This is a genomic window from Actinocorallia libanotica, from assembly GCF_039525175.1.
Lineage (GTDB): Bacteria > Actinomycetota > Actinomycetes > Streptosporangiales > Streptosporangiaceae > Actinocorallia > Actinocorallia libanotica.
Window position 1 is genome coordinate 108,814 of the sequence record NZ_BAAAHH010000016.1, and the last position, 24,220, is coordinate 133,033.

Consider the following 24,220-nt stretch of genomic DNA (forward strand, 5'->3'; position numbering starts at 1 on the left):
CGTAGGTACGGTTAGAGATCTTCTGTTTTACGCTGACTTGACATGAGAATCGCCCCTTGTCCGCTTTTCCTGACCTGCTAGCTGACTAGGGGAGTCGATGAAGAAGCTGATCGGGGCGTCCACCGCCGCGGGGCTCGTCCTCGCCGGCCTCGTCCTGCCCGCCCAGGCGTCCGCCGCGCCCCAGCACCGCCCGATCAGGTGGGGCTCGTGCGGGAAGGACCTGGTCGACTACGCCGCGCTGTACGAGACCCTCAAGGGCGCGACCCTGCAGTGCGCGAAGATCAAGGTTCCGCTCGACCACGACCGGCCCCGGGGCGAGAAGATCACCCTGGCGCTCTCGCGGATCAAGCACACCGGGGCGAAGAAGACCGGGACCCTGGTCGTCAACCCCGGCGGCCCCGGCGGAACCGGCACCGACTACGCCGTCCCGGTCGCGGGACGGGCGTCCGCCAAGCTCCGCGCCGCCTACGACATCGTGGGCTTCGACCCGCGCGGCACCGGCGGCAGCGGCGCGATGAGCTGCGTCGCCGACCGGTTCGAGCCCGTCCGCCCCGACCCGCGGCCGGCGAACCGCAGGGACACCGCCCGCCTGCTGAAGGAGGCCAAGGCCTACGCCAAGGCCTGCGGCAGGAAGTACGGCCGCCTCCTGAAGAACATGAGGACGACCGACTCCGCGCGCGACATGGAGATCATCCGCCAGCGCCTGAACGACGGGAGGCTCGACTTCTACGGCGCGTCCTACGGCACCTACCTCGGCGGCGTCTACGCCACGCTGTTCCCGCGCAAGGTCGGGCGCATGGTGCTCGACTCCAACGTCGCGCCCAGCCGGGTCTGGTACGACGCCAATCTCGAGCAGGACAAGGCGTTCGACCGGTCCCTGAACATCTTCTTCGGCTGGGTCGCCAAGCACAACGACGTCTACAAGGTCGGCGCGACCCGCAAGGAGGTGCGCGCCTTCTACTACAAGACGCGCGCCGAGCTGGCCGCCAAGCCCGTCTCCGTCGCCCTCGACCCCGCCAAGCCCGCCGAGCTGACCAAGGTCGGGCCCTCCGAGCTGGAGGACAGCTTCCTCGTCGCCGGCTACCGCGCCAGCGGCTCGATCTGGGGGCTGCTCGCCACCGCCCTGGCCGAGCGCAAGGCCGGATCCGACACCGGCATCGCCGACGCCTACGTCAACCTCGGCGCCGCCGACGAGGCCAGCGGTGGCTACGCCGTCTACAACGCCGTGCAGTGCACCGACGTCCAGTGGCCGCGCAGGTGGAAGACCTGGCAGCGGGACGCCGAGCGCACCTCCGCCAAGTACCCCTTCATCACCTGGAACAACACCTGGTACAACGCCCCCTGCCTGTACTGGCCCGCCAAGGCCGGCAAGCCGGTGGACGTCCGCAAGCGCTCCGGCCTGCCCAAGGTCCTGCTCTTCCAGGCCACCCATGACGCGCCCACCCCGCTCGCGGGCGGCCTGGAGCTGCGCAAGCGGCTCGGCGGCCACCTCGTGATCGAGGACGGCGGCCTCACCCACGGCGTCGTCCAGCGCGGCAACGCCCGCATCGACGCCTACTTCGAGAACTACCTCCTGACCGGCCGCCTCCCCGCCAGGAAGATCACCCACGTCGACGCCCTCCCCGAGCCGACGCCCCCCGCGGCCGACGCCCGTACCCGCACCACCCCGGCCGACGAGGTCGTCCTCGGCCGCTGACCCCGCCCCGCCCCGCTGAAGCCCGGCCCCGCGACCTCCCGTCGCGGGGCCGCGGCCGTGCCGGGGCTAGAAGAGGACGCTCATGAACTGGTCGATCTCGGTGAAGCCGACGCGGCGGTAGGCGGCGCGGGCGCGGAGGTTGAAGTCGTTGACGTAGAGGGAGACGGCGGGCGCCACGTCGCGCAGGGAGGCCTGGACGACGGAGGCCATGCCGAACTCCGACAGGCCGCGGCCGCGCGACTCCGGGTGCACCCAGACACCCTGGATCTGGCAGGCGTGCGGGGTGACCGCGCCGATCTCGGCCTTGAAGAGCACCCGGCCGCCCTCGATGCGGGCGAAGGCGCGGCCCGCCCGGATCAGCTCGGCGACCCGCGCCCGGTACAGCGCGCCGCCGTCGCCGGCGTTGGGGGAGACACCGACCTCCTCGGTGAACATCGCCACGCAGGCGGGGTAGACGACGTCGAAGTCGGCCATGCGGACGCGGCGCACGTACGGGTCGGCGGGGAACTCGCTCGGCCGGGACGTGGCCATCACCGGCTGCAGGGCGCGGACCGCGCGGGCCGGGCCCCAGTAGGGCTCCAGCATCCCCCACAGCTCGCGGACGGCGTGCACGGGGCCCACGATGGAGCTGCACCGGCGGCCCTGGACGCGGGCGCGGTCGGCGAAGGCGCGCAGGGCGTCCGGCCCGGCGTTGACGGGGATGAGGTTGGCGCCGGCGTAGCACAGCGACTCCAGGCGGCCGTCCCGCCAGTAGCCCCACATCTGCGCGCCGAGCCTGCCCGGCTCCAGCCCCGCCTGGTGCACGCGGGAGCTGACGAAGACGTTGCTGAGCGGCGCGGCGTCCAGGATGGCCAGGACCTCACCCCGGTACCGGTCGTCCAGGACCCGTACCGGGAGCGACCCCAGCATCCGCATGGATCCGTCACCCTCCTCGCCTGCCGGCCCGGCGGAGCCCCGTGGGCGGGGCAGGGCCGCCCACTCCCTGACAAGCCTATTGCGCATGGCGAGGGAACCGGTGTGCCAGGGGTGGCCGTGGTCAGGAGGCCGTGACGACCTGGACGCCCGGGCCGGAGTCGTCGTCGAGGTCGACCTCCACGCCCATCTCCTCGGCGATGCGCAGGGCCTCCTCGATGAGGGTCTCCACGATCTGGTCCTCGGGGACGGTCTTGATGACCTCGCCCTTGACGAAGATCTGGCCCTTGCCGTTGCCGGAGGCCACGCCGAGGTCGGCCTCGCGGGCCTCGCCGGGGCCGTTGACGACGCAGCCCATGACCGCGACGCGCAGCGGGACGGGGAAGCCCTGCAGGCCCGCGGTGACCCGCTCGGCCAGCGTGTAGACGTCCACCTGGGCGCGGCCGCAGGACGGGCAGGAGACGATCTCCAGGCCGCGCTCGCGCAGGCCCAGGGACTCCAGGATCTGGGCGCCGACCTTGATCTCCTCCACCGGCGGCGCCGAGAGGGAGACGCGGATGGTGTCGCCGATGCCCTCCGACAGCAGCGCGCCGAAGGCGACGGCCGACTTGATGGTGCCCTGGAAGGCCGGACCCGCCTCGGTGACGCCCAGGTGCAGCGGGTAGTCGCACCGCTGGGCCAGCAGCCGGTAGGCGCTGATCATCACGACCGGGTCGTTGTGCTTGACCGAGATCTTGATGTCGCGGAAGCCGTGCTCCTCGAACAGGGAGCACTCCCACAGCGCGGACTCCACCAGCGCCTCGGGGGTGGCCTTGCCGTACTTCTCCAGCAGGCGCTTGTCCAGGGAGCCGGCGTTGACGCCGATGCGGATCGGCACTCCGGCGGCGGAGGCGGCCTTGGCGATCTCGCCGACCTTGTCGTCGAACTTCTTGATGTTGCCGGGGTTGACCCGCACCGCCGCGCAGCCGGCGTCGATGGCGGCGAAGACGTACTTGGGCTGGAAGTGGATGTCGGCGATCACCGGGATCGGCGACTTGCGCGCGATCTGCGGCAGCGCGTCCGCGTCGTCCTGCGAGGGGCAGGCGACGCGGACGATCTGGCAGCCGGCCGTGGCCAGCTGGGCGATCTGCTGCAGCGTGGCGTTGACGTCGGAGGTGAGCGTCGTGGTCATGGACTGCACGGACACGGGGGCGTCGCCGCCCACCGGCACGGAGCCCACCATGATCTGGCGCGACTTGCGGCGCGGGGCGAGCTGGGGAGCCTGGGGACGGATCTTCGGCAGACCGAGTTCGACGCTCATGTTCCTATTGTGTCAGTCGTTGCCGCGTGCTCTCCCGTGCCCACTGATCAGCCGCGAGCACATCTTCAAGCGTCGGCGTCCGGATTGTCTGGTGTGTCGAGACGACATCGGCCACAGTATCCACAATGGCGGGAAATGTAAGGGTGCCGGAGAGGAAAGCTTCGACGCACTCTTCGTTAGCCGCGTTATAAACCGCGGGTGCGGTGCCGCCCCGCTCACCCACCTCCCGGGCGAGCTGCACGGCCGGGAACGCCTCGTCGTCCAGCGGGAAGAGCTCCCACGTGTGCGCCTTCGTCCAGTCGATGCCGTAGTCGGCCCGCTCGATCCGCTCCGGCCACGTCAGCCCCAGCGCGATCGGCAGCCGCATGTCCGGCGGGCTCGCCTGGGCCAGCGTGGAGCCGTCCGTGAACTCCACCATCGAGTGGATCACCGACTGCGGGTGCACCATCACCGCGATGCGGTCGAAGGGGATGTCGAACAGCAGGTGCGCCTCGATCACCTCCAGGCCCTTGTTCACCAGCGTCGCGGAGTTCACCGTGATCACCGGGCCCATGTCCCACGTCGGGTGGTTCAGCGCGTCGGCGACGGTCACCTCGGCCAGCTCGGCGCGCGAACGGCCGCGGAACGGGCCGCCGCTGGCCGTCAGCACCAGCCGCCGCACCTCCGCGTGCGTGCCGCCCACCAGGCACTGGGCCAGCGCCGAGTGCTCGGAGTCCACGGGGACGATCTGGCCCGGCTTGGCCTTGGCCTTCACCAGCGGGCCGCCGACGATCAGCGACTCCTTGTTGGCCAGCGCCAGGGTGCGCCCGGCGTCGAGGGCGGCCAGCGTCGAGGCCAGGCCGAGCGCGCCCGTCACGCCGTTCAGCACCACGTCGCACGGGTGCGCGGCGACCTCGGCCACCGCCTCGGGACCGGCGACGATCCTGGGGATGCGGAACTCGCCCTTGGCGTAGCCGCGCCTGCTCGCCTCGGCGTAGAAGGCGAGCTGGAGGTCCTGCGCGGCGGTCGCCTTGGCGACGGCCACCACGTCCGGCCGGAACTCCAGCGCCTGCTTCGCCAGGAGGTCGACCCGGCCGCCGCCCGCGGCCAGCGCGCGGACGCGGAAGCGCCGCGGGTTGCGGGCGACCATGTCGAGGGCCTGGGTACCGATCGAGCCCGTCGAACCGAGCACGACGATCTCTGTCACGTCTGTCACCACCGCGGCTTCTGTCACGGCGCCCATTGTGTCCGGGGCACGCCGGGGAGATGCAAGTTCACCAAAAGTAGCCACGACATCACTTCATGTGATGCAGACTGCTGCACCATGGTCACCGACAGCTGGATCGCACGCCTTCTGGCGGGCCTGGTCGGCCTCGCCCCGGTGGCGCTCACCGGGGCGAGCGTGCAGCCGCCGGCGGACACGGTCGTCTACCGGGACCTGCCCGCCGGGCAGATCCAGCAGCAGCGGGTGCTGCGCTACTGGACGGCCGACCGCCGCGCCTCCGCCCGGCAGGTGCGCGCGCGCGGCCGCGGCGCCCCGGCCGTCCCGGACCTGGCCAACGTCGGCGCGCTGTGGCCCGGCTCGGCGCTGGCCACCGTCGGCCGCGTGTTCTTCAGCATGGACGGGCAGGACTTCCTGTGCTCGGCGGCCACCGTCCGCAGCAGCAACCGCGACCTCGTCGTCACCTCCGGGCACTGCGCCAAGAACGGCAGCGGCTCGTGGGCCGAGAACTGGGTGTTCGTCCCGGCCTACCGGGACGGCGGCGGCCCGCACGGCGGCTTCACCGCCCGCCGCATGTTCGTCCCCGACCAGTGGTCGACCGGCGCGGACGACGGCTACGACGTCGCGATGGTCGTGCTCGCCCCCTCCGCCGGCCGCCACGTGGCCGACGTCGTCGGCTTCAACGACATCGCCTTCGCCCAGCCCCGCGGCCGCCAGGTGTACACCTTCGGCTACCCCTCCTACGAGAAGTACGACGGCCGCCGCCTGGCGTACTGCAGCGGCCGCCCCGCCGACGACCCCTACGGCGAGACCAAGGCCCAGGGCCTGCGCTGCGACCTCACCCAGGGCTCCAGCGGAGGCCCCTGGATGAGCGGCTTCGACCCCCTCACCGGCACCGGCACCATCGTCTCGGTCAGCAGCTTCAAATACGCCGACGAGGAACGCGTCATGTACGGCCCCTACTTCGGCGACGCCGTCCGCCGCCTCTACGACCGCGCCGAGAAGGGCTGACCCCGAAAACGGACACGGCGGAAGGACGGCACGCCGGGGTCCGGAGCGGCGGGCCTGTCGGCATGCCAGGGGTCCGGAGCGGCGGGCCTGTCGGCACCGCCTCTTCTCGGCAGCGGGAGGCCGGTCCGGGCGTCGGTTCCTTCACGCCAGGGCGGTCGGTGATGTCTCCTTTCGTCAGAGGGGGAGGCCGGTCAGGACCATGACCTTCTCGTAGGTGAAGTCGGCCATGGTGCTGGCGACGCCCTCGCGGCCGGTGCCGGAGTCCTTCACGCCGCCGTAGGGCATCTGGTCGGCGCGGTAGGAGGGGACGTCGCCGATGATCACGCCGCCGACGTCGAGGTCGCGCTGGGCCTGGAAGGCGGTGGCGAGGTCGCGGGTGAACACGCCCGCCTGGAGGCCGTAGCGGGAGTCGTTGACCTTCGCGAACGCCTCGTCGACGTCGGCGACGCGCTCGACGAACAGCACGGGGCCGAAGACCTCCTCGCAGGAGACCTGCGAGTCGGCGGCCACACCGGTCAGGACCGTGGGGGAGTAGGCGGCGCCGTCGCGGACGCCGCCGGTCAGGACCTCGCCGCCGGACGCGGCCACCCAGCTCTCGACGCGCTTCGCGGCGTCTTCGCTGATCAGCGGGCCGACCTGGGTCTCCTCCCGCCACGGGTCGCCGGTGACCAGGCCCTCGACCGCCGCGACGACCTTGGGCAGCAGCGCGTCGTAGGCGTCGCCGACGGCGTAGACGCGCTGGACCGCGATGCAGGACTGCCCCGCCTGGTAGTTGGCGAACAGCGCGATCCGCTGCGCCGCCCAGTCGAGGTCGGCGTCCGGGCAGACCACGGCCGCCGCGTTCCCGCCCAGCTCCAGCACCACGTGCTTGCGCGGCGCCGAGTCCTTGATCGACCATCCGACGGGCCCCGACCCGGTGAAGGAGACGATCGGCAGCCGCTCGTCCTGGACGAGCGCCGACGCCCGCTCGTTCGGCACCGGAAGAACGGAGAACATGCCCTCCGGGAGCCCCGTCTCGGCCAGCAGCTCCCCGAGCACCAGCGCCGACAGCGGCGTGGCGGGCGCCGGCTTGACGACGACCGGCGCCCCCACCGCGATCGCCGGTGCCACCTTGTGCGCCGTCAGGTTCAGCGGGAAGTTGAACGGCGTGATCGCCAGCACCGGCCCGTACGGCACCCGCGCCGTGTAGGCCATCCGCCCGGCCCCGCCCGGATCGGTGTCGAGCCGCTGCACCTGCCCGCTCCACCGCCGCGCCTCCTCGGCCGCGAACCGGAACACCGACACCGCCCGCCCCACCTCGGCCCGCGCCCACAGCAGCGGCTTCCCGTTCTCCCCGGTGATCAGCCGCGCCAGCTCCTCCTTGCGCTCCTCCAACCGCCGCGACACGTGCGCCAACGCCTCCGCCCGCACATGCAACGGCAGCGCCGCCGCCTCCCGCCGCACCGCGTACGCCGCCGCGAGCGCCTCCTCGACCTGCGCCTCGGTCGGCACCGAGACGACCCCGACCTCCCGCCCGTCATAAGGGTGGGCCACGCTCACCCGCTCATCACCGGTGGCGGCCTTCCCGGCCACCCAGAAAGGAGTCACGTCCATACCCCCACGCTAACCCCGCCCCCCACCCACGACCCTTGGACGCTGTGGAAAACCCACCTGCCACTGTGTCCAACCCGAACCCCCGACAACCCCCTGCGTGGAGCCCGATCACCGCGCCCCCGCGAAGCCACCGCCGCCCGGACCATGCCCGTCGCCGTCGCCCATGACATGCCCGTCGTCGGCAGGGCCGCATCCGTCGGTGTCCGGGTCGCGCTCGTCGGCCTCCGGACCGTGCCCGTCGGAGTTCGGGCACTGTCCGACAACGGCTGGGTCGCGTTCGTTGGAGTTCGGGCCCTGCCCGTCATCAGCCGGGCCTTGCCCGACGGCGGTCGGATCGTGTCCGACGGTGGTCGGGTTGTGCTCGATGGTGGCCGGGCCGTGTCCGCCGTCGGCCGGGTCGCGGCGGCCCAGCCGTCGGCCGGTCATCGCCCAGCAGATGCCCCAGACCAGGAAGAACGGGGACCACAGCAGCAGGTCCCAGCGTGCCAGCATGAACGCGAGCTCGGTGTGTTCAGCCGGTGCGTCGCGGAGTCCGGCCAGCAGCAGCGAGTCGCCGACCAGGCCGGACTCCCACGTTCCGACCGCTCGGACGATCATGAAGACGCCCAGTGTCCAGGCGATCACGCGCAGCGGCAGGCGCGGGAACCGCGCGCCCCAGGGCCGCACGGAGGCCAGCGCGACGACGACACCGACGGCCGCCGCGCAGGCCAGCAGCCAGTGGCTCGCCACGAACAGGGGGTGGCGGTCGAGCAGCATCTCGCGCAGGTGCGGAGGCAGCGGGTCCTTGTCGGCCAGCGCGTTGGCCCCCAGCGCCTGAGAGAGTTTCATCGACCCGTACGCCGCCGCGCACACCGCCGCCCCGTACGCGCCCACCCGCGCCCGGTCAGCCCGCGACACGCCGCGTCACCGCCACGTAGGACCGGGTCGTCTCCAGGAACAGCCCGAGCACCAGGACGCCCAGGACCCCGTGATACCACCGCCAGCCCACGCCGACTCCGACGAACCCGTCCAGGATCATGATCCCCGTCCCGCCCCCGACCGCCACCAGCATCCCGGCCAGCACGAGCAGCATCAGCGGCCTCGGCACCCCGCGCCCCGCCGTCGTGACCGTCGCGAGAACGACGCACGCGCCCAGCACCCCGGACGCGCACGCGAACCACTGCGCGGTGGCCGCGTCCAGGAAATAGCTCTCGGTCTCGGCGGCGGAAACAGGCGGGCCGCCCGGAAACCCGAGTCGGTCCTGCAGAGCGAAAGCCGCTTTTCCCGCGGCGTAACCGAGGAACAGAACCGCCAACGTATAGGCGGGCCAACTCCGCCCGCGACCAGCAACGTCCATGCCGGTGAGTGTAGAAATCACGGACCGCAATTCCCTCCCCGCAAAGGGGGAAACACCTCCGCCGCGGGGATGAGGACACTGCTCACCCGCCCGAGCGAGGCATACAGAACGAACCCGTTTGTCCAGCTGACGGGAATTCGGGACCCCCTGATCGTATGCGAAGTGACAAGAAACGCGACGTTCCACTCACCAGGGTGGTGAGCATGAGAATGCAGAGAATTGCAAGTGCGGCGGTGATCGCCGTGGGGCTGCTGGCCGCTCCCGGAACGGCGCAGGCGGCGGAGGAGTGGACGCAGGTGGCTCCGGCGTTCACCTGGCCGGACCGCCACTTCGCCGACGTGGAGGGCACCGGGGACGGGGGAGCGTGGGCCGTCGGCTTCCAGCGGACGAAGTACGTCAGTGTCCCGACGGGCATCTCGCCGGACGCCTCCCAGATCGTCCTCCTCGACGTGCCGCCCAAGCCCGTGCTGCAGCGCTTCGACGGCACGAAGTGGAAGAACGTCGCCACTCACGGCCTGGACGGCGACGGCGCGCTCCAGGACGTGGACGCCGTGTCGGCCTCGGACGTCTGGATCAGCGGCTACCGCCACACCAACGGCCGGGAGGGCACCACCTACCTCGCCCACTGGGACGGGACGAAGTGGAACACGGTCGACCCGCCCGCCCCGTTCGAACGGGCGCGCCGCCGCCAGTTGTCCGCCGAGGCCGATGCCCTCTGGCTCATGGAGGACGGCAAGGTCTCCCGCCGCAAGGACGGCGCCTGGACGACCTACGAGCTGGGCGACGTCTGGGACCTGGACACCTACCCCTCAGGTGGGGCGTGGGCGCAGGGCGGCAGGTGGCTGAGGCACTTCGACGGCACCGCGTGGAAGAGCATCGCGCCCCCGCCGGGTGGTTTCGGCCCCGTCTTCCACGCGACCGGCCCCGACACCGGCTGGACCGCCGCGGGGAGCGGCCTCGCCCGGTGGGACGGCTCGTCCTGGACGACGACCCCCTACCCGGCCGGATACAAGGGCGGCGGCACCAGTTCGAACGCCGACCCCTCCGGCCCCTGGGTCCAGGTCATCCCCGAAGAGCCGACCTACGAGGACAAAGAAATGAACCTGCACTGGGACGGCTCGTCCTGGCAGCGGTTCCCGTCCGCGCCCCTCCCCACGGCGGGGACCGCGCAGGGCGACCTGTGGACCGTCATGGACGCCCCGCTGGGCTCCAGTGACTACTACCTCCACCGCTGGAACGGCACCGCCTGGGTGCGGGACCACCCCGGTTCCCAAGCCTTCCGGAACATCCGGCTGACCGCTCTCCCCGGCGGTCTCCTGGCCACCGGCCAGGACAAGAACGGCAACGTCCGGGCCTTCACCACCTCCGACTGACCCGCCCGCGGCCGCCGGCCCGGCCGGATGCCGCCCGCCCGCCGCGAACAGACGGCGGGCGGACGGCATCAGCCGTACTCGTCCATCTGAGAACCGCAGGAGAGAAACCCTCCCCGAAGCAGGGCGGCCGCATCCTCCGCATGGAGCGACTCCCCGGAGAGAACGGCGTAGACGACCTTGCCGTCCGAAGCCGGGCGCCAGCCCCACTCGACGGCCAGCGCCCCCACGAGGAGCAGCCCGCGCCCGCTTTCCTCGTCGTCTTCGGCGGCGACCGCCTCGGGACGCCCGGGAGCACGGTCGTGGACCTCGACGCGCACCGTCGCGGCGCCGCACCGGCAGAACGCGACCTCGACGGGGCTTTCGGAGCGGATCGGGTTGGAGACGAGTTCGGTCAGCACCAGCGCGGCGGACTCGTAGAACTCGGCCAGCCCCCACCGCTCCAGCAGGTCGCGCAGGAGGTCCCGGCAGGCGCGGGCGGCGGACGGCGTGGGCGGATAAGTCCGCACATGGAGTGAAGAAACGTGGTTCGTCATCGGGTGCCCATCGGTGAGACGGCCGTCCGGATTCCGCTCTCATCGTGAACCGAGGCGATTACGCTCTGGAGCGAAATCGCGTCTACATGTGAGCACCTGCCTCTACGGCGTTCCGGAGACCATGGCGGGCACCGATGACCCAGATCGATCCCGCCCGTTCGATCAGGGAGTTCTATGCCTTCCACCTCAAACGCCACCGTGAGGGCGCCGGGCTCAGCCAACCCGCCCTCGCCGCGATGGTCCGCGTCTCCCCGCAGCTCATCGGGCACCTCGAGAACGCCGTCCGGCGTCCCGCCCTGCGCCTCTCCCGGGCCCTCGACGCAGCCCTCGGCCCGGACGAGTTCTTCGAGGGCCTCTTTCCGCGTCTTATCGAGGAGACCGGCCTGCCGCCGGGATTCGCGGAGTACTCCGACGAAGAAGCACGCGCGCGTCATTGATCAAGATCTATTCCCAATTCCTCGTCGCCGGTCTGTTCCAGACCGAGGACCACGCCCGCCACGTTCTCCGCTCGGGCAAAAGGGCGAACAAGGTGGACGCGCTGGTGGCGAACCGCATGGTCCGTCAAGAGGTCTTCGACCGGGAGGATCCGCCCGGGGTCTCCGTCCTTCTCGAAGAGAACGCCATCCGCAAGGCCGCGGGCGGCCGCGAGACCATGAAAACCAGCTCGAGTGAGGAGGGGGCGAGCGGTCAGGGAAACCTCACTGGGGCGGGTCCCCGGGTAACGAATTTGAGAGTGGAGTTCGACATGATTGCGTCGATGGCGCTATCGGGGACGGAATCCGAAGAATGCGTTCGCGGCATCTTGGAGTCGATGTGAACGACAGGGATTTCTCCTCCGCCAGGTGGCGTAAGAGCAGCCACACCGGCGGTGACCACGCCAACTGCGTCGAGCTCGCCGCTCTGCCGTCGGCCGTGGGCGTCCGCGACTCGAAGGATCCGGAAGGCCCGAGGCTCGTGGTGAGCCGCCGGGCGTTCGGCGTGCTGGTCGGCGGGATCAGGCGGGGCGGGCTCGCGGGCTGACCGCGGTGGGCGAACCCGGCCCCACCGGCCGACACGGCCTGTGGTCGCCGTCGTCGCGGCTGCCCGCCTTCCTCACTGTTCCGTCCACCGGTGACACGGTCTCCACGGGCCGGAGGGCCACGTGGGCTGAGGAGCCGGTGCCGCCGACCTCGGAAGGGGCGACACCGGTCGTGTGCCTGGTGGGCCGAACGCGTGCGTCCTGGGGCGGGGCCTGGCGGCGGCTTCAGGTCGGGTCGGGCGTGTGCTTCAGGCCGGGCGGGGTGCGTACGGCGTCCAGGACGAGGGCGAGGAGCCGGTCGGGCCGGGCGGGGTCGGCATCGCCCTGCCCGGTGGAGAGGGCGATGCCGACCGTGAGGCGGATCAGGTCGTCCGCTGAGACGTCCGGGCGGGCCGTGCCCGCGTGCTGGGCGCGGGAGAGGACGTTCTCCGCCGCCTCCCGGATGGCCGCGTGGCAGTCGAAGCCCGGGTCGAGGGGGGCGGTGAGGAGGGAGCCGGTCAGGCCGTGGTCGCCTCGGGCGTGGGCCAGGAACGCGTGGAGCCAGGTGGTGAGCGCCTCGTGGGGTGAAGCGGTGGCGGTGAGGTCGTCGGCCTGGGCGCGCAGGCGGGCGATGCGGTCGGCGAGGACCGCGGACTGGAGGGCCTGGCGGGTGGGGAAGTGGCGGTAGAGGGTGCCGGGGCCCACGCCGGCGCGGCGGGCGATCTCGTTGAGGGAGGCGTCGGGGCCCTCCTCGGCGAAGGTCTCGCGGGCGGCCGCCAGGAGGCGTTCGCGGTTGCGGCGGGCGTCGGCGCGTTTGCGGGGTCCTGGCGCCGGGGGTGTCCGGCCGTCGGCTGTCACCTCTCCATCCTCCGGGCAAGAGGGTGGGTAGCCAAACGGAGAGGTTCTCCGTATTATCCCGAGATGTAAACGGAGAAGTTCTCCGGAATTGGAGGGGGGCTGGTGATGGCGCAGGAGAAGCAGGGGAGCTCGGGGAAGCCGGGGCGGGTGGGGATCTGGACCTTCGCGTTCGAGGGGTGGCCGGCGGCGCGGGTCCGGGAGGCTGCCGCCGAGATCGAGGAGCTGGGGTACGGGGCGATCTGGTTCGGGGAGGCGTTCGGCAGGGACAGCGTCGGCCAGGCGTGGCTGCTGCTGAGCGCGACGCGGCGGATCACCGTCGCGGCGGGCATCGCCAACATCGCCTTCCGGAACCCGATCGCGATGGCGACCGCCGAACGGGCGCTGGGCGAGGCGTTCCCGGGCCGCTACCTGCTCGGCCTCGGCGGGCACAGGGTCGACGACCGGCCCATGCAGGTCGACGGCTACGCGGTGCCGGCCATGGGCCGTCCGGTGGCGACCATGCGCGCCTACCTGGACGCCATGGACGCGGTGCCCGCCCACGGGCCGGTCCCCGACCCCGCGCCCCGCCGGGTGCTGGCGGCGCTCGGGCCGAGGATGCTGGAGCTGGCGGCGGAACGGGCGTGGGGCGCCCACCCCTACTTCGTTCCGGTCGAGCACACCGCGCGGGCCAGGCGGATCATGGGCCCCGACGCCTTCCTCGGCGTGGAGCAGGCGGTCGTCCTGGACGGCGATCCCGACCGGGCGCGCATGACCGCGCGCGCCCACGTCGCGGGCTACACGGACCTGGCTCCGCACCAGCGCGCCAACCTGGAACGGCTCGGCTTCGGCGAGGACGACTTCTTCGGCGGTCCCGGCGGCGGGCCGAGCGACCGGCTCGTGGACGCCATCGTCGTCCGCGGCGACCTCGAGGCGATCGACAAGCGTGTCCAGGAGCACTTCGCGGCCGGCGCCGACCACGTCTGCCTCCAGGTCCTGACCGCCGACCCGGCCGCCTCGCCGATGGAGCAGTGGCGCGAACTGGCGCCCTTGGCCGCCGACCGCTCCCGGAAGAAGGCGGCGGCCTCCTCGACGCCGTAGACGGTCATGGCGGGCTCTTCAGGTTTCGTCACCGGGCGTTGAGGGTGTTGAGGGCGGTGTCGAGGTGGGACAGGAGGTCGGCGGGGCCGTCGTAGACGGCGACGGCGCCGGCGGCCTTCAGCTCGTCGCGGCCGATGCCGCCGCTGAGGACCGCCACGCAGGGGACACCGGCTTTCCCGGCGGCCTGGACGTCCCAGACGGTGTCACCGACGAACAGGGCCTGCGACGGGGGCACCTCCGCCTTCTCCAGGGCGACCTGGACGAGGTCGGGGGCGGGCTTGGCGTGCTCGACGTCCCCGCTGAAGGTGGAGGCGTCGATGACGTCGTCGGCGTTCAGGGCGCGCAGGAGGTGGGTGAACTCGGCCTCGTCGGCGGAACTGGCCAGCACCACCCGCAGGCCGCGGCTCTTGCAGGCCCGCAGCAGGTCGGCGGCGCCCTCCAGCGGCTGGAGGCGCGACCAGTACGTCGCGTAGAGGGCGGTGTGGGAGGCCTTGACGGCGGAGTCCCGGTCCTTGTCGCGGTCGTCGGGGAGCAGGGAGTCCACCAGCAGCGACGAGCCCATCCCGATCGACCGGTGGATCGCGGCCATCGGCACGTCGTGCCCCGCCTGCCGGAAGGCCTGCCACCACGTCACGGTGTGCAGGTAGTTGCTGTCGACCAGGGTCCCGTCGACATCGAACAGCAGGGCGCGCGGCGTATCACTCACCCCGTCGCCGTACCCTCCGCGCGGTCACCGGAGACACCGGAGAAGGTGAAGAACACCTTGACCGGCAAGGAAGTCGAAGCACACCTCGACCAGAGCGGCCCGCAAACGGGGCCGACGCCCGTGAGCGGCCAGCGGCCCGTGAACGGGCCGGAGCCCAGAACGGCCGAGGCCCGGCGGCGCCCCTGCGCAGGGACGCCGCCGGGCCGCGCCCCCCCCCCCCCCCCCCCCGACCGGGCGCGCGCGGATCAGTCCAGGCGCGACCGGATCGCCTCGATGATGCGCGGGCGCATCTCCGCCGCGCTGATGACGGCGTCGACGGAGCCGACCTCGACGGCGCGGCGGATGTCGTGCACGCCGTCGAACTCCGCGGCGACCTCGCCGATCTTCTCGGCGCGCACCGACGTGCGCTGCTCGCCGAGCTCGGCGAGCAGCGCGGCCCGCTCGGGGCCGGAGGCGGCCGCCAGGCGCGCCTCCAGCTCGCGGACGCGCGGGTCGGAGGCGGTGCGGGCGCCCACGTCGCCGGCGAAGACCACCGCGGCCGCGGGGGCGCCGCCGAGCACCGAGGCGAACGAGCCCTCCAGCGCCAGCACGGTCATGTTCGGGTTCAGGGCCTTGGAGAAGACCACGAACGCGCCGCCGTGGTACCGCGAGATCACGCAGAACACGATGGGCCCGCGGAAGTTCACGATCGCGCGGCCGATCTCGGCGCCGTACTCCAGCTGGAGGCTGCGCATCGACTCGGGCGAGCCGTCGAAGCCCGACAGGTTCGCCAGGACCACCAGCGGCCGGTTGCCGCTGGCCGCGTTGATCGCCCGCGCCGCCTTCTTGGACGAGCGGGGGAACAGCGTGCCCGCGGTGTAGGCGTCGGGGCCGTCGGTGGGCGGGAAGCCGCGCCGCTGCACCGAGCGGGACTCGATGCCCAGCAGGCACACCGGGACGCCGCCCAGGTGCACGTCCTGCACGACCGCGGTCTCGGCGTCGGCCATGCCCGCCCAGCGCTCCAGCACCGGGTGGTCCTGGTCGGACAGCGCCCGCATCACCGTGCGGATGTCGAACGGCTTCTTGCGGTCGGGGTTGGCCTCGGCGGAGAAGATCTCGCCGACGGTGGTGAAGTCGCTGCCCTCCACCGCGTGCGGGAAGCCCGAGATGTCGCGGTCGACGGGGTCGTGGCTCGGCGCCCGCCGCGGCGCGTCCTCGCCCGGCGCGACGTAGGAGTGGGCGTAGTGCTCCATCAGCACGTCCCGCGCCGCCAGCAGGTTCGGGGCCCAGTACTGCGCCTGGCCGTTGGGGCCCATCACCCGGTCGTAGCCGCCGATGCCGAAGTTGTCCTCGGCCGAGACGCCGCCGGAGAAGTCCAGGGACTGCTTGCCGGTGAGCACCATCGCCGAGTCCGGCGTCATCACCAGGACGCCCTTGGTGTGCATGAGCATGGTCGCCTCGGCGTTCCAGTACGGCTGAGCGCCGACGTTGATGCCCGCGACCACGATGTTGATCTCGCCGCCGTCCTGGGTGAACTCCACGATCCGCTTGAGGGCCGCGGCCACCCAGTCCATGTTCTCGGTGCCGGACTGCATGGAGATCCGGGCGCCGGAGGACAGCGCGTACCACTCCAGCGGCACCCGCATCCGCTCGGCGAGGTCCAGCGCCGCGATCACGCGGCGGCACTCGGGCTCCGACAGCGCGCCGAGCGACTTGGTCGGGTCGCCCAGCAGCACCACGCGGGTGACGCCCTGCGGGTGCAGGGTGGTCGGCGTGGTGACGACGCCCGCGACGATCGCCGCGGTGTTGCGCCCCTTGGGCCGGTCGACGGGCACCAGCGCGTGGTCCTCGTCGAGGTCGTGCTCGGTGAAGTGGCCGAGCAGACCGGTCAGCTCGTAGGGGTACACGGTGTTGCGGGCGGCGGCGCGCAGCACCTTGAGGCGGTAGTCGTCGAGCGGCTCGACCGGCTCGGTCGGCGGCTCGCCGAAGGTCAGCTCGGCGCCGCCGGTGGCGTCGAAGGAGATCCGCATGGAGGTCTTGACCAGCTCGCCGGTCTGCGGGTCGCGCTCGCGGGCGATGAAGAGGATCTCCTCCACGCCCGAGCCCGCGGCCCGCGGCAGGATCCGCTCGGCGAGCATGCCCAGCTCCTCGCGGGACAGGTCGCTCGGCGGCCAGACGTAGACGACCACGCGGTTGGTGTTGAAGCGGGTCTTGGAAGGCCGCCGCGACTGCGCCCGGCGGATCGAGTCGAGGCAGGCCGAGACGGTGTACTCGGCCGTGGGCAGCGACAGCAGCCTGCTGTCCTGCTCGCGCAGCGCGGTCAGGTCGCGCACCTGCGCGAACGCCACGAGCCGGTCGTCGGAGGCGTTCTCGCGCGCCACGGCGCGGAAGAGGTAGACCTCCTCGTCCAGGGACGGCAGCCGGGTCAGGTCGAACCGGTGCAGCCGCTCCAGCTGCATCCGCTGGGCGATGTGCGGGTGCAGGCCGCGGATCAGCCGCTCCTCGACCATGCCGGTGGCCGACGGGCGGAACGTGAAGTGGTGGTGCATCACCGCGCCGTGGCTGCCCGCGACGGTGGCGGTGAGCCTGCGGACCTGCCCGGGCAGCGGGTGGGCGCCGACGACCTCCTGCAGCGCCGCCGCCATCGCGTCGAAGTCCTCCGGCTGCCCCTCCCAGGAGAGGTAGACGTCGGCGTCGAGGGGGGCGCCGCCGTCCGCCAGCTCTGCCAGGCCGCGCAGCGCGCCGCCCAGCGCCTCGAAGCGCACCGCGGCGGAGACCAGGTGCGAGCCCGCGCGCTCGGCGACGACGAACGAGCAGCCGCCCGCCTCGCGGGTGCGGACGCCGGTGAGGCCCTTGTTGCCGTAGTACCGGCGGGTCAGGACCTCCAGCATGACGGCGTTGTCGGAGTCGTCGCGGACGAGCCGCTGCCCCAGCAGCCGCACCAGCGGCTCGGTGCTGCGCACCATCTCGGCGACGCGCTCGGCGCGGTCGGCCGACCGCGGGTCGGCGTCCAGGTGGCGCAGGTGCCTGCGGACGTCGGCGTAGACGCGGGCGCGGTTGCGGCGCAGCAGCGGCTGGCCGAACCAGGCGAACAGCACGCCGCGCGCCAGGTCGGCGATCGCGGGGAAGCGCACCTGCGTCGCGGACGTCAGCCGCTCCAGCGCGACGCTCGCGGGCTCGCGCAGCAGCGCGTCCGGCGCGGGCTCGGCCAGCCAGGCCCGCAGCAGCGCCGTGACGGCGGCGGCGTCGGCGGACGCGCGCTGCTGGGCGAGGAAGATGCGGAACACCGCGGCTTCGAGCTCGGGAGAGCGCTCCAGCTCGGTGACGCCGTAGTGGCCGAGGGCCTTGGCGAGCCGGGAGCGGAACGCCTCCGGCAGCCCGGCGCGCTCGACGTCCAGGCTCTGCAGATAGGTGTGGAAGTGCTCGCGGGCGCTGTGCACGTGGCCTTCGTCGTCCTCGCCCGACGGGCGGTTGCGGCTCAGCTCGGCCAGGTCGGCGAACACCCCGACGAGTTCGAGCTCGCCGGCGAGCGTCGGGCGGCCCTCCTCGGCGGACGCCTGGCGCGCGGCGAGGTAGCCGTCCAGGACCCGGCGCTCGTCGTGCGGGTCGACGTCGAAGCCCAGCAGCAGGCTGCGCAGGTCCTCCCGGCCGCGCGCGGCGCGCTCGGCCGCGGGGATCGTCGCGGGCTCGGCGGGCAGGTCCAGCTCGACGGACGCCACGGCCGCCGACTCCTCGGCCTCCTCGTCGGCGAGCGGCTCCAGCCGCAGCAGCGGCGCGCCGGTCTCCACCTGGCTGCCCACGGAGACGGCGCACTCCTTCAGCCGCGCCTTGAACGGCGCGCGCAGCACCGTCTCCATCTTCATGCTCTCCAGCACCAGCACCGGGGCGCCCGCCTCGACCTCGGCGCCGACCTCCAGCGGGGTGGCGACGACCAGCGCGGGCGCGGGGGAGCGCACGACGCCGCCCTCGTCGCGGCTGACCCGGTGCGTCACGCCGTCGACCTCGACGAGGTGGATCGGCCCGTGCGTGCCGGTGAGCAGGCGGTAGCGGGTGCCGTTGACGGAGATCCGCCCGGTGTGCCGGTCGAAGCGCTCCAGCTCGACGTCGGCGGTGCGCACGTCCTCGCCGGCCTCGACGCCGACCCGGAAGCGGTGCGGCCCGACCCGCGCGACGCGCACCCGGTAGGAGGCGCCGCGCAGCTTCAGGTCCAGCGGGCGGCCGCTCTCGTGCTGCACCTGCGGGCGCCCGCCGAAGGCCGTGGACAGCAGCCGCTGCCGCTCGGCGCGCTCCTCCTCCTCGTAGGCCTCGATGGCGGCGGCCGCCAGCGCGACGGCGGAGTGCCGGTGGGAGACAAGGCCGCCCTGGTCGCGGACGCGGTCGATCCAGCCGGTGTCGGCGGAGGCGTCGATGACCTCGGGCTGGTCCAGCAGGTCCAGCACGAAGCTCTTGTTGGTGGTGCCGCCCTCGATGACGACGGTGGTCTCGGTCATCGCGCGGCGCAGCCGGGCGAGCGCCTCGTCGCGGTCGCGGCCGTAGGCGATGATCTTGGCGATCATCGAGTCGAAGTCCGCGGGGATCGTGTCGCCCTCGCCGACGCCGGTGTCCACCCGGATGCCCGGCCCGGCCGGGAGGTCGAGGCGGGCGATGCGGCCGGGGGAGGGGGCGAAGTCGCGGTCGGGGTCCTCGGCGTTCAGCCGCGCCTCGACGGCGTGGCCGCGCTCGGCCGGGGGCTCGCCCTCGAGCCTGCCGCCGGAGGCCACGTGCAGCTGGGCGCGGACCAGGTCGAACCCGGTGGTCGACTCGGTGATGGGGTGCTCGACCTGGAGGCGGGTGTTGACCTCCAGGAACGCGAACAGCCGGTCGCCCGGGTGGTAGAGGAACTCCACGGTCGCCGCGCCGCGGTAGCCGACCGCGACGGCGAGCCGCTCGGCCGAGGACTTCAGCTCGGCGGTCTGCTCGGGGGAGAGCACCGGCGAGGCCGACTCCTCGATGATCTTCTGGTTGCGCCGCTGCACCGAGCAGTCGCGCACGCCCAGCGCCCACGCGGTGCCCTGCCCGTCGGCGATCACCTGGACCTCGACGTGCCGGGCGCCGGTGACCAGGCGCTCCAGGAAGACCACGCCGCTGCCGAACGCCCGCGCCGCCTCCTGGCTGGTGCGCTCGTAGGCGTCGGCGAGCTCGGCCTCGTTGGTGATCACGCGGATGCCGCGCCCGCCGCCGCCCGCGGTCGCCTTGAGCATCAGCGGGTAGCCGACCTCGGCGGCCGACGCCAGGGCGGCCTCCAGGGTGTCCACCGAGCCGCGGCTCCACGGCGCGACCGGCACGCCGACCTCCTCGGCGATCAGCTTCGCGCCGATCTTGTCGCCGAGCTTGCGCATGGCGTCCGGGCTCGGCCCGACGAAGGCCACGCCGATCTCCTCGCACAGCTCGGCGAAGGCCGGGTCCTCGGCGACGAAGCCCCAGCCGACCCACGCGGCGTCGGCCTTGGTCGCCACCAGCGCGCGCTCCAGCGCCTTCAGGTCGAGGTACGGGCGCGCGGACGCGGGACCGAGGTCGTAGGCCAGGTCGGCCTCCCGGACGAAGGCCGCCGTCCGGTCGACGTCGGTGTGCAGGGCCACGGTCTCGATCCGCGCTCCGGTCTCCGCGGCGAGGTCCCGTACGGCATGGATGAGCCGCATGGCGGCCTCACCGCGGTTGACGATGGCAATGCGACTGAACACGCGAGAGCGCCCTTCTGCAGACCAACGATGTGCGAATCCGGGGCACGGCGGTCCCGGCAGTGTTCACCACCTTCCCGCCTACCGGCGCTCGGCGCCATGTCGGAGACAGCGCACGCTACGCGGCTTCAGTTGTAGAAAACGTCCAAAGCCGTCGGCCGCCCGTGCGCTGAGCAAGGGCCTGCGCGACCGGGTGGTCAGCTTTTTTTGTCGCATCTCGACGGTGGCAGCCGACCGGCCGCGGGCTTCCCCGGCGAGCCGGGGTGGTAGGTAGGAGACATGAGCGAGGGAGCGGTCCGAGGAGTGGTGGCGGCGCTGTTCTGGGCGTCGATGGTGTCGCTGTTCGTGGGGATCTTCCGCTGGGAGGAACCCGATGTCCTGGCCTGGTTCGTCGGGTTCGCCGTGTTGCTGGGGGCGGCGTACGCGGTGCGGTACTGGGGGCGGCGGCGTTCGGGCGGAAGGTGACCCCGGGGGCGGTTGTCACATTCGGGGCCCGGGCGGTGCTTCGAAGGTGTGAAAGACGTGGAGTCCGCAGAGCGCGGTGATACCGCGCCGGCCGTCCGGCCCGATCTCGAGCAGGTGTTCCGTGCCGCCTACCCGCGGGTCGTCGCGGTGGCGGCCCGGGTCCTGGGCGCCCGGGACGAGGCCGAGGACGTGGCCCAGGAGGTGTTCCTGGCGTTCGGGCGCTCCGCGGTCCCGGCGGGGGAGGCGGCGGGGTGGCTGTCCGTCGCCGCGGCGCACACCGCGCTGAACCACCTTCGCTCCGGCCGCCGCCGCGCCTCCCGCGAGGAGGCGGCCGGGAAAGACGAATCCGTCTCACCCGACATCGCGGACACCGTCGTGACCCGTGAGGAGCGCCGCCGCGTGCGGGCGGCGCTGGCACGGCTGCCCCGGAGGCAGGCGGTCGCGCTGGTGCTGCGGCACAGCGGCCTGAGCTACGCCGAGGTGGCGGCCGCCCTCGATCTCTCCCCCGGCAGCGTGGGCACCACCGTGCGGCGCGCCGAGTCCGCCCTACGCAAGGAGTTGAACCGTCATGCGTCATCCGACTGACGGCACGTTGCGCCGGCTCCTCGACGAGCCGGACGGCGTCGCCGACGCCGACCGCGAGCACGTCGCGGGATGCCAGGCGTGCCTGTCCGGGCTGGCGGCCGTCCGGGAGGACGCGGTGGCCGTCGGCGCGGCGGTGCGCTTCGAGGTCGCCCCCGACGTCGACGAAGGGTGGCCCCGCCTGTCCCGCGCGGCCGCCGCCGACGAGCCGCGGCGGGTGGCCGCCGCCCGCGCCTCCCGGTGGCGCGCGTGGCTGCGCAGCCCGGTCGCCGCCGTCGCCGGAGCCGCCGCGATCCTGACCGGGGTCGGCGCCGCGGCCGCCGCGGACTGGCTGCAGGTCTTCCGCACCGAGCGGGTCGCGCCGGTCACGATCAGCCAGGCCGACTTCCTCCAGCTGCCCGAACTCTCCGCCTACGGCGAGGTCGCCATCAAGGAGAAGGCCGACCGGCGCGCGGTCCCCGACGCCGACGCGGCCCGCGAGGCCACCGGCCTCCCCGTCCCCCTGGTGGCCGATCCGCCCCGCGGCGTGACGGGAGAGCCGACGTTCCAGGTCGGCGACAAGGTGAGCGCGACCTTCACCTTCTCGACGAGCAAGGCCGCGCGGACCGCCGAGGCCGTCGGCGAGAAGCTGCCGCCACCGCCTCCGGGCCTCGACGGCAGCCGGTTCCGGCTGACGGCCGGTCCCGGGCTCGTCGCGATCTGGTCGGAGGCGCGCGGCGTACCGGCGCTGATGGTGGGCCGCGCGGTCGCACCCCGCGCCTACTCCTCGGGCGTCCCGTTCGAGACGGCCCGCGACTACCTGCTCGCCATGCCCGGCCTGCCGGAGACCGTCGCGTCGCAGCTGCGCGGCTTCTCCGGCCAGGGGACGACGCTGCCCCTGGTCGTGAAGGCGTGGAAGCAGACGACCCGCACCGCGGACGTCAACGGGGTGCCGGGCACGGTGCTCACCACGCGCGACGGCGTGATGGCGGGCGTGCTGTGGGTGGACGGCGGCTTCGTCACCGGAGTGGTCGGCTCGCTGAGCGCCGACGAGGTGCTGGCGGTGGCCCGCGGACTGAGGTGGGAGCCGTGACCGAACTCCACGACGCGGAGGCGATGATCTCCGACCTGCCGCCCTCGCCCGCGGTGTGGTGCTCGGGCCTGCACAAGCGCTACCGGCGGCGGACGGCGGTGGACGGCGTGTCCTTCACGGTCGGACGCGGAGAGGTGATGGGGCTCCTCGGCCCCAACGGGGCGGGGAAGACCAGCGTCATCAAGATGCTGCTCGGCCTCGTCCGGCCCGACGCGGGGGAGGTGCTGCTGCTCGGACGCTCCGCGCGGGACCCGCGCTCCCGCTCCCGCGTCGGCTACCTCCCGGAGCTCTTCCGGTACCAGCCGTGGCTCACCGCCGCCGAGGTGCTGGCCCTGCACGTCCGGCTCGCGGGCGTCGCGGTGCCGGAGGCGGAGCGGCGCGAGTGCCTGGGCACCGTCGGCCTCGCCGACCGCGCGGGGGACCGGGTGGGCGGCTTCTCCAAGGGCATGCAGCAGCGCCTCGGGCTGGCCGTCGCGCTGGTCGCCCGGCCCGAGCTGGTCGTCCTCGACGAGCCGACGAGCGCCCTGGACCCGGTCGGCCGCGCCGACGTCCGCGACCTGCTGCTCTCCCTCCGGGAGCGCGGGGTCGCCGTCCTGCTCAACTCGCACCTCATCGGCGAGGTCGAACGGGTCTGCGACCGCGTCGTCATCCTCGACCAGGGGCGGATCGCCGCGTCCGGCACCCTCCCGGAACTGCTCGGCCGGCGCGAGCTGCGGCTGCGGCTCGACGGGGTGGGCGAGCGGGCGGCGGCGCGGCTGGCCGCCGTCGGCCGGACGACCCGCAGCGGGGACGCCTTCACCGTCGTGCTCCCCGCCGAGGAGGAGAGCGGCGCCGTGCCGGGCCTCGTGGCGGACCTGGTCGGCCTCGGGGTGCGCGTCCACGCCGTCGAACCCGTACGGATCAGCCTGGAAGAGCGGTTGCTGGACATCCTCCGCACCGGTCACGACGAGGAGCGCCCATGACCGCCCGCACCGTGCTCACCTTCGCGCGCCTCACCCTCCAGGAGGCCGCGCGCCGCCGGGTGCTGCGCTCGCTCGCCGTGCTGACGGTCCTGCTGCTGGCGCTCAGCGCCTGGGGGTTCTCCCGGATCTCCTCGGAGTTCGGCGGGCTCACCAGCGGGGAGGCGCGGCTGGCCGCGGCCATGGTCCTCAACCTGGTGATGTTCGGGCTGAGCCTGATCGCCGCGCTCGGCACGGCGTTCCTCGCCGGGCCCACCCTGGCCGGGGAGGCCGAGTCGGGGATCGTGCTGGCGGTCCTGGCCCGCCCGGTCCGCCGCTCGGCGGTGCTGCTGGGCAAGTGGCTGGGCCTCGTCGCCTTCGGCGGCGGTTTCGTGGTCGTGGCCGGGCTCGCCCAGTTCCTCATCGTCCGCGCCGCCTCGGGCTACTGGCCGCCGCAGCCGGCGGCCGGCCTGGCGCTGCTCGCCGCGCAGACCGCGGTGCTGCTCACGCTGGGCCTGCTGCTGTCCACCGCCGTCTCCCCGATGGCCTCGGGCGTCGTCGCGGTCGGCCTCTTCGGCGCCACCTGGATCGCCGGGGTGGTCGGCACGCTCGGCGAGGCCCTCGGCAACGACGACGTGGCGCGCGTCGGCACCGTCTCCCGGATCCTGCTGCCGAGCGACGGCCTGTGGCGCGGCGCCATGAACGCCTTCCAGGACCCGACGCTCCTGGGGCGGTTCAGCGAGGCCTTCGAGGGCCACCCCTTCCTGAGCTCGGCGTCCCCGACCCCCGCCTACCTCCTCTGGGTCGGCCTCTGGATCGTCCTCGCCCTCGCCCTGGCGGCGGTGTCCTTCCGCCGGCGCGACCTGTGAGCCCC

General features: G+C 73.1%; 22 protein-coding genes. 12 read left to right on the forward strand and 10 right to left on the reverse strand.

Annotated features, from left to right (window positions below):
* Positions 1 to 97: 97 nt before the first annotated feature.
* Positions 98 to 1,696 carry an alpha/beta hydrolase gene (locus ABD140_RS20130; RefSeq protein WP_344242430.1) on the forward strand — a complete coding sequence of 533 codons (1,599 nt, stop codon included), beginning with the start codon at positions 98 to 100 and terminating at the stop codon, positions 1,694 to 1,696.
* Between the two features lie 66 nt (positions 1,697 to 1,762).
* Here the strand turns inward: ABD140_RS20130 and ABD140_RS20135 are convergent, their stop codons facing one another.
* The 3 genes from ABD140_RS20135 to dxr all read right to left on the reverse strand — a co-directional run bounded on the left by ABD140_RS20135 (position 1,763) and on the right by dxr (position 5,130).
* A complete protein-coding gene (locus ABD140_RS20135) occupies positions 1,763 to 2,605 on the reverse strand; it encodes a GNAT family N-acetyltransferase (protein WP_344242492.1) in 843 nt (280 codons plus the stop codon).
* Positions 2,606 to 2,732: 127 nt separating this feature from the next.
* Positions 2,733 to 3,908 carry a flavodoxin-dependent (E)-4-hydroxy-3-methylbut-2-enyl-diphosphate synthase gene (gene ispG / locus ABD140_RS20140; protein WP_344242431.1) on the reverse strand — a complete coding sequence of 392 codons (1,176 nt, stop codon included), beginning with the start codon at positions 3,906 to 3,908 and terminating at the stop codon, positions 2,733 to 2,735.
* Positions 3,909 to 3,912: 4 nt separating this feature from the next.
* Positions 3,913 to 5,130, reverse strand: a complete 1,218-nt coding sequence (gene dxr / locus ABD140_RS20145) for a 1-deoxy-D-xylulose-5-phosphate reductoisomerase (protein WP_425544136.1) — start codon at positions 5,128 to 5,130, stop codon at positions 3,913 to 3,915.
* A gap of 81 nt (positions 5,131 to 5,211) precedes the next feature.
* Between dxr and ABD140_RS20150 the strand changes: the two genes are divergently transcribed.
* The gene (locus ABD140_RS20150; RefSeq protein WP_344242433.1) at positions 5,212 to 6,120 is read left to right on the forward strand and encodes a trypsin-like serine peptidase; all 909 of its coding nucleotides are present in this window, start codon (positions 5,212 to 5,214) and stop codon (positions 6,118 to 6,120) included.
* Between the two features lie 174 nt (positions 6,121 to 6,294).
* Here ABD140_RS20150 and ABD140_RS20155 read toward each other — a convergent pair whose 3' ends face one another.
* From ABD140_RS20155 to ABD140_RS20165, 3 genes are all read right to left on the reverse strand, one after another.
* A complete protein-coding gene (locus tag ABD140_RS20155) occupies positions 6,295 to 7,713 on the reverse strand; it encodes an aldehyde dehydrogenase family protein (RefSeq protein WP_344242434.1) in 1,419 nt (472 codons plus the stop codon).
* 108 nt (positions 7,714 to 7,821) lie between these two features.
* Entirely contained in the window at positions 7,822 to 8,610 is a 789-nt protein-coding gene (locus ABD140_RS20160) for a DUF3995 domain-containing protein (protein ID WP_344242435.1), read from the reverse strand.
* Positions 8,597 to 9,049 carry a hypothetical protein gene (locus ABD140_RS20165; RefSeq protein WP_344242436.1) on the reverse strand — a complete coding sequence of 151 codons (453 nt, stop codon included), beginning with the start codon at positions 9,047 to 9,049 and terminating at the stop codon, positions 8,597 to 8,599. The genes ABD140_RS20160 and ABD140_RS20165 overlap by 14 nt, the downstream gene beginning before the upstream one ends.
* A gap of 203 nt (positions 9,050 to 9,252) precedes the next feature.
* Here ABD140_RS20165 and ABD140_RS20170 point away from each other — a divergent pair, with 203 nt between their 5' ends.
* Entirely contained in the window at positions 9,253 to 10,422 is a 1,170-nt protein-coding gene (locus ABD140_RS20170; RefSeq protein WP_344242437.1) for a hypothetical protein, read from the forward strand.
* A 68-nt stretch (positions 10,423 to 10,490) separates the two neighbouring features.
* Here the strand turns inward: ABD140_RS20170 and ABD140_RS20175 are convergent, their stop codons facing one another.
* Complete coding sequence (locus ABD140_RS20175) at positions 10,491 to 10,928, reverse strand: ATP-binding protein (RefSeq protein ID WP_344242438.1); 438 nt, start codon at positions 10,926 to 10,928, stop codon at positions 10,491 to 10,493.
* A 161-nt stretch (positions 10,929 to 11,089) separates the two neighbouring features.
* On the opposite strand from ABD140_RS20175, the gene ABD140_RS20180 reads away from it, so the two are divergent.
* From ABD140_RS20180 to ABD140_RS20190, 3 genes are read left to right on the forward strand one after another with little or no spacing between them, the layout of a single operon-like run.
* Entirely contained in the window at positions 11,090 to 11,392 is a 303-nt protein-coding gene (locus ABD140_RS20180; RefSeq protein ID WP_344242439.1) for a helix-turn-helix transcriptional regulator, read from the forward strand.
* Positions 11,389 to 11,772, forward strand: coding sequence for a Scr1 family TA system antitoxin-like transcriptional regulator (locus ABD140_RS20185; RefSeq protein ID WP_344242440.1), 384 nt, complete (start codon positions 11,389 to 11,391; stop codon positions 11,770 to 11,772). The genes ABD140_RS20180 and ABD140_RS20185 overlap by 4 nt, the downstream gene beginning before the upstream one ends.
* Positions 11,769 to 11,975 carry a DUF397 domain-containing protein gene (locus tag ABD140_RS20190; RefSeq protein ID WP_344242441.1) on the forward strand — a complete coding sequence of 69 codons (207 nt, stop codon included), beginning with the start codon at positions 11,769 to 11,771 and terminating at the stop codon, positions 11,973 to 11,975. Before ABD140_RS20185 ends, ABD140_RS20190 begins: the two co-directional genes overlap by 4 nt.
* Before the next feature lie 223 nt (positions 11,976 to 12,198).
* Here the strand turns inward: ABD140_RS20190 and ABD140_RS20195 are convergent, their stop codons facing one another.
* The gene (locus tag ABD140_RS20195) at positions 12,199 to 12,810 is read right to left on the reverse strand and encodes a TetR/AcrR family transcriptional regulator (protein WP_344242442.1); all 612 of its coding nucleotides are present in this window, start codon (positions 12,808 to 12,810) and stop codon (positions 12,199 to 12,201) included.
* Between the two features lie 105 nt (positions 12,811 to 12,915).
* On the opposite strand from ABD140_RS20195, the gene ABD140_RS20200 reads away from it, so the two are divergent.
* Positions 12,916 to 13,887, forward strand: coding sequence for a TIGR03620 family F420-dependent LLM class oxidoreductase (locus ABD140_RS20200; RefSeq protein ID WP_344242443.1), 972 nt, complete (start codon positions 12,916 to 12,918; stop codon positions 13,885 to 13,887).
* A 28-nt stretch (positions 13,888 to 13,915) separates the two neighbouring features.
* Here the strand turns inward: ABD140_RS20200 and ABD140_RS20205 are convergent, their stop codons facing one another.
* Both ABD140_RS20205 and ABD140_RS20210 read right to left on the reverse strand, forming a co-directional pair.
* Positions 13,916 to 14,593 (reverse strand): HAD family hydrolase, encoded by a 678-nt coding sequence (locus tag ABD140_RS20205; protein ID WP_344242444.1) that lies wholly within the window; start codon positions 14,591 to 14,593, stop codon positions 13,916 to 13,918.
* Between the two features lie 245 nt (positions 14,594 to 14,838).
* Complete coding sequence (locus ABD140_RS20210; RefSeq protein WP_344242445.1) at positions 14,839 to 20,292, reverse strand: ATP-binding protein; 5,454 nt, start codon at positions 20,290 to 20,292, stop codon at positions 14,839 to 14,841.
* A gap of 276 nt (positions 20,293 to 20,568) precedes the next feature.
* On the opposite strand from ABD140_RS20210, the gene ABD140_RS20215 reads away from it, so the two are divergent.
* From ABD140_RS20215 to ABD140_RS20235, 5 genes are read left to right on the forward strand one after another with little or no spacing between them, the layout of a single operon-like run.
* The gene (locus ABD140_RS20215; protein WP_344242446.1) at positions 20,569 to 20,754 is read left to right on the forward strand and encodes a hypothetical protein; all 186 of its coding nucleotides are present in this window, start codon (positions 20,569 to 20,571) and stop codon (positions 20,752 to 20,754) included.
* A gap of 57 nt (positions 20,755 to 20,811) precedes the next feature.
* Positions 20,812 to 21,339: a sigma-70 family RNA polymerase sigma factor gene (locus tag ABD140_RS20220; protein ID WP_344242447.1), complete on the forward strand. Its 528-nt coding sequence runs from the start codon at positions 20,812 to 20,814 to the stop codon at positions 21,337 to 21,339.
* Positions 21,323 to 22,408, forward strand: a complete 1,086-nt coding sequence (locus ABD140_RS20225) for a hypothetical protein (RefSeq protein ID WP_344242448.1) — start codon at positions 21,323 to 21,325, stop codon at positions 22,406 to 22,408. Before ABD140_RS20220 ends, ABD140_RS20225 begins: the two co-directional genes overlap by 17 nt.
* Positions 22,405 to 23,370: an ABC transporter ATP-binding protein gene (locus tag ABD140_RS20230; protein ID WP_344242449.1), complete on the forward strand. Its 966-nt coding sequence runs from the start codon at positions 22,405 to 22,407 to the stop codon at positions 23,368 to 23,370. The genes ABD140_RS20225 and ABD140_RS20230 overlap by 4 nt, the downstream gene beginning before the upstream one ends.
* Complete coding sequence (locus ABD140_RS20235) at positions 23,367 to 24,215, forward strand: ABC transporter permease subunit (RefSeq protein WP_344242450.1); 849 nt, start codon at positions 23,367 to 23,369, stop codon at positions 24,213 to 24,215. The genes ABD140_RS20230 and ABD140_RS20235 overlap by 4 nt, the downstream gene beginning before the upstream one ends.
* Positions 24,216 to 24,220: the final 5 nt, after the last annotated feature.

What these genes read in the sequence shown, in the direction of transcription:
- ABD140_RS20180 (WP_344242439.1), top strand. Translation starts at nt 11,090, where the DNA reads ATGACCCAGATCGATCCCGCCCGTTCGATCAGGGAGTTCTATGCCTTC.
- ABD140_RS20135 (WP_344242492.1), bottom strand. Translation starts at nt 2,605, where the DNA reads ATGCTGGGGTCGCTCCCGGTACGGGTCCTGGACGACCGGTACCGGGGT.
- dxr (WP_425544136.1), bottom strand. Translation starts at nt 5,130, where the DNA reads ATGGGCGCCGTGACAGAAGCCGCGGTGGTGACAGACGTGACAGAGATC.
- ABD140_RS20215 (WP_344242446.1), top strand. Translation starts at nt 20,569, where the DNA reads ATGAGCGAGGGAGCGGTCCGAGGAGTGGTGGCGGCGCTGTTCTGGGCG.
- ABD140_RS20225 (WP_344242448.1), top strand. Translation starts at nt 21,323, where the DNA reads ATGCGTCATCCGACTGACGGCACGTTGCGCCGGCTCCTCGACGAGCCG.
- ABD140_RS20170 (WP_344242437.1), top strand. Translation starts at nt 9,253, where the DNA reads ATGAGAATGCAGAGAATTGCAAGTGCGGCGGTGATCGCCGTGGGGCTG.
- ABD140_RS20155 (WP_344242434.1), bottom strand. Translation starts at nt 7,713, where the DNA reads ATGGACGTGACTCCTTTCTGGGTGGCCGGGAAGGCCGCCACCGGTGAT.
- ABD140_RS20150 (WP_344242433.1), top strand. Translation starts at nt 5,212, where the DNA reads ATGGTCACCGACAGCTGGATCGCACGCCTTCTGGCGGGCCTGGTCGGC.
- ABD140_RS20130 (WP_344242430.1), top strand. Translation starts at nt 98, where the DNA reads ATGAAGAAGCTGATCGGGGCGTCCACCGCCGCGGGGCTCGTCCTCGCC.
- ABD140_RS20235 (WP_344242450.1), top strand. Translation starts at nt 23,367, where the DNA reads ATGACCGCCCGCACCGTGCTCACCTTCGCGCGCCTCACCCTCCAGGAG.
- ispG (WP_344242431.1), bottom strand. Translation starts at nt 3,908, where the DNA reads ATGAGCGTCGAACTCGGTCTGCCGAAGATCCGTCCCCAGGCTCCCCAG.
- ABD140_RS20165 (WP_344242436.1), bottom strand. Translation starts at nt 9,049, where the DNA reads ATGGACGTTGCTGGTCGCGGGCGGAGTTGGCCCGCCTATACGTTGGCG.
- ABD140_RS20200 (WP_344242443.1), top strand. Translation starts at nt 12,916, where the DNA reads ATGGCGCAGGAGAAGCAGGGGAGCTCGGGGAAGCCGGGGCGGGTGGGG.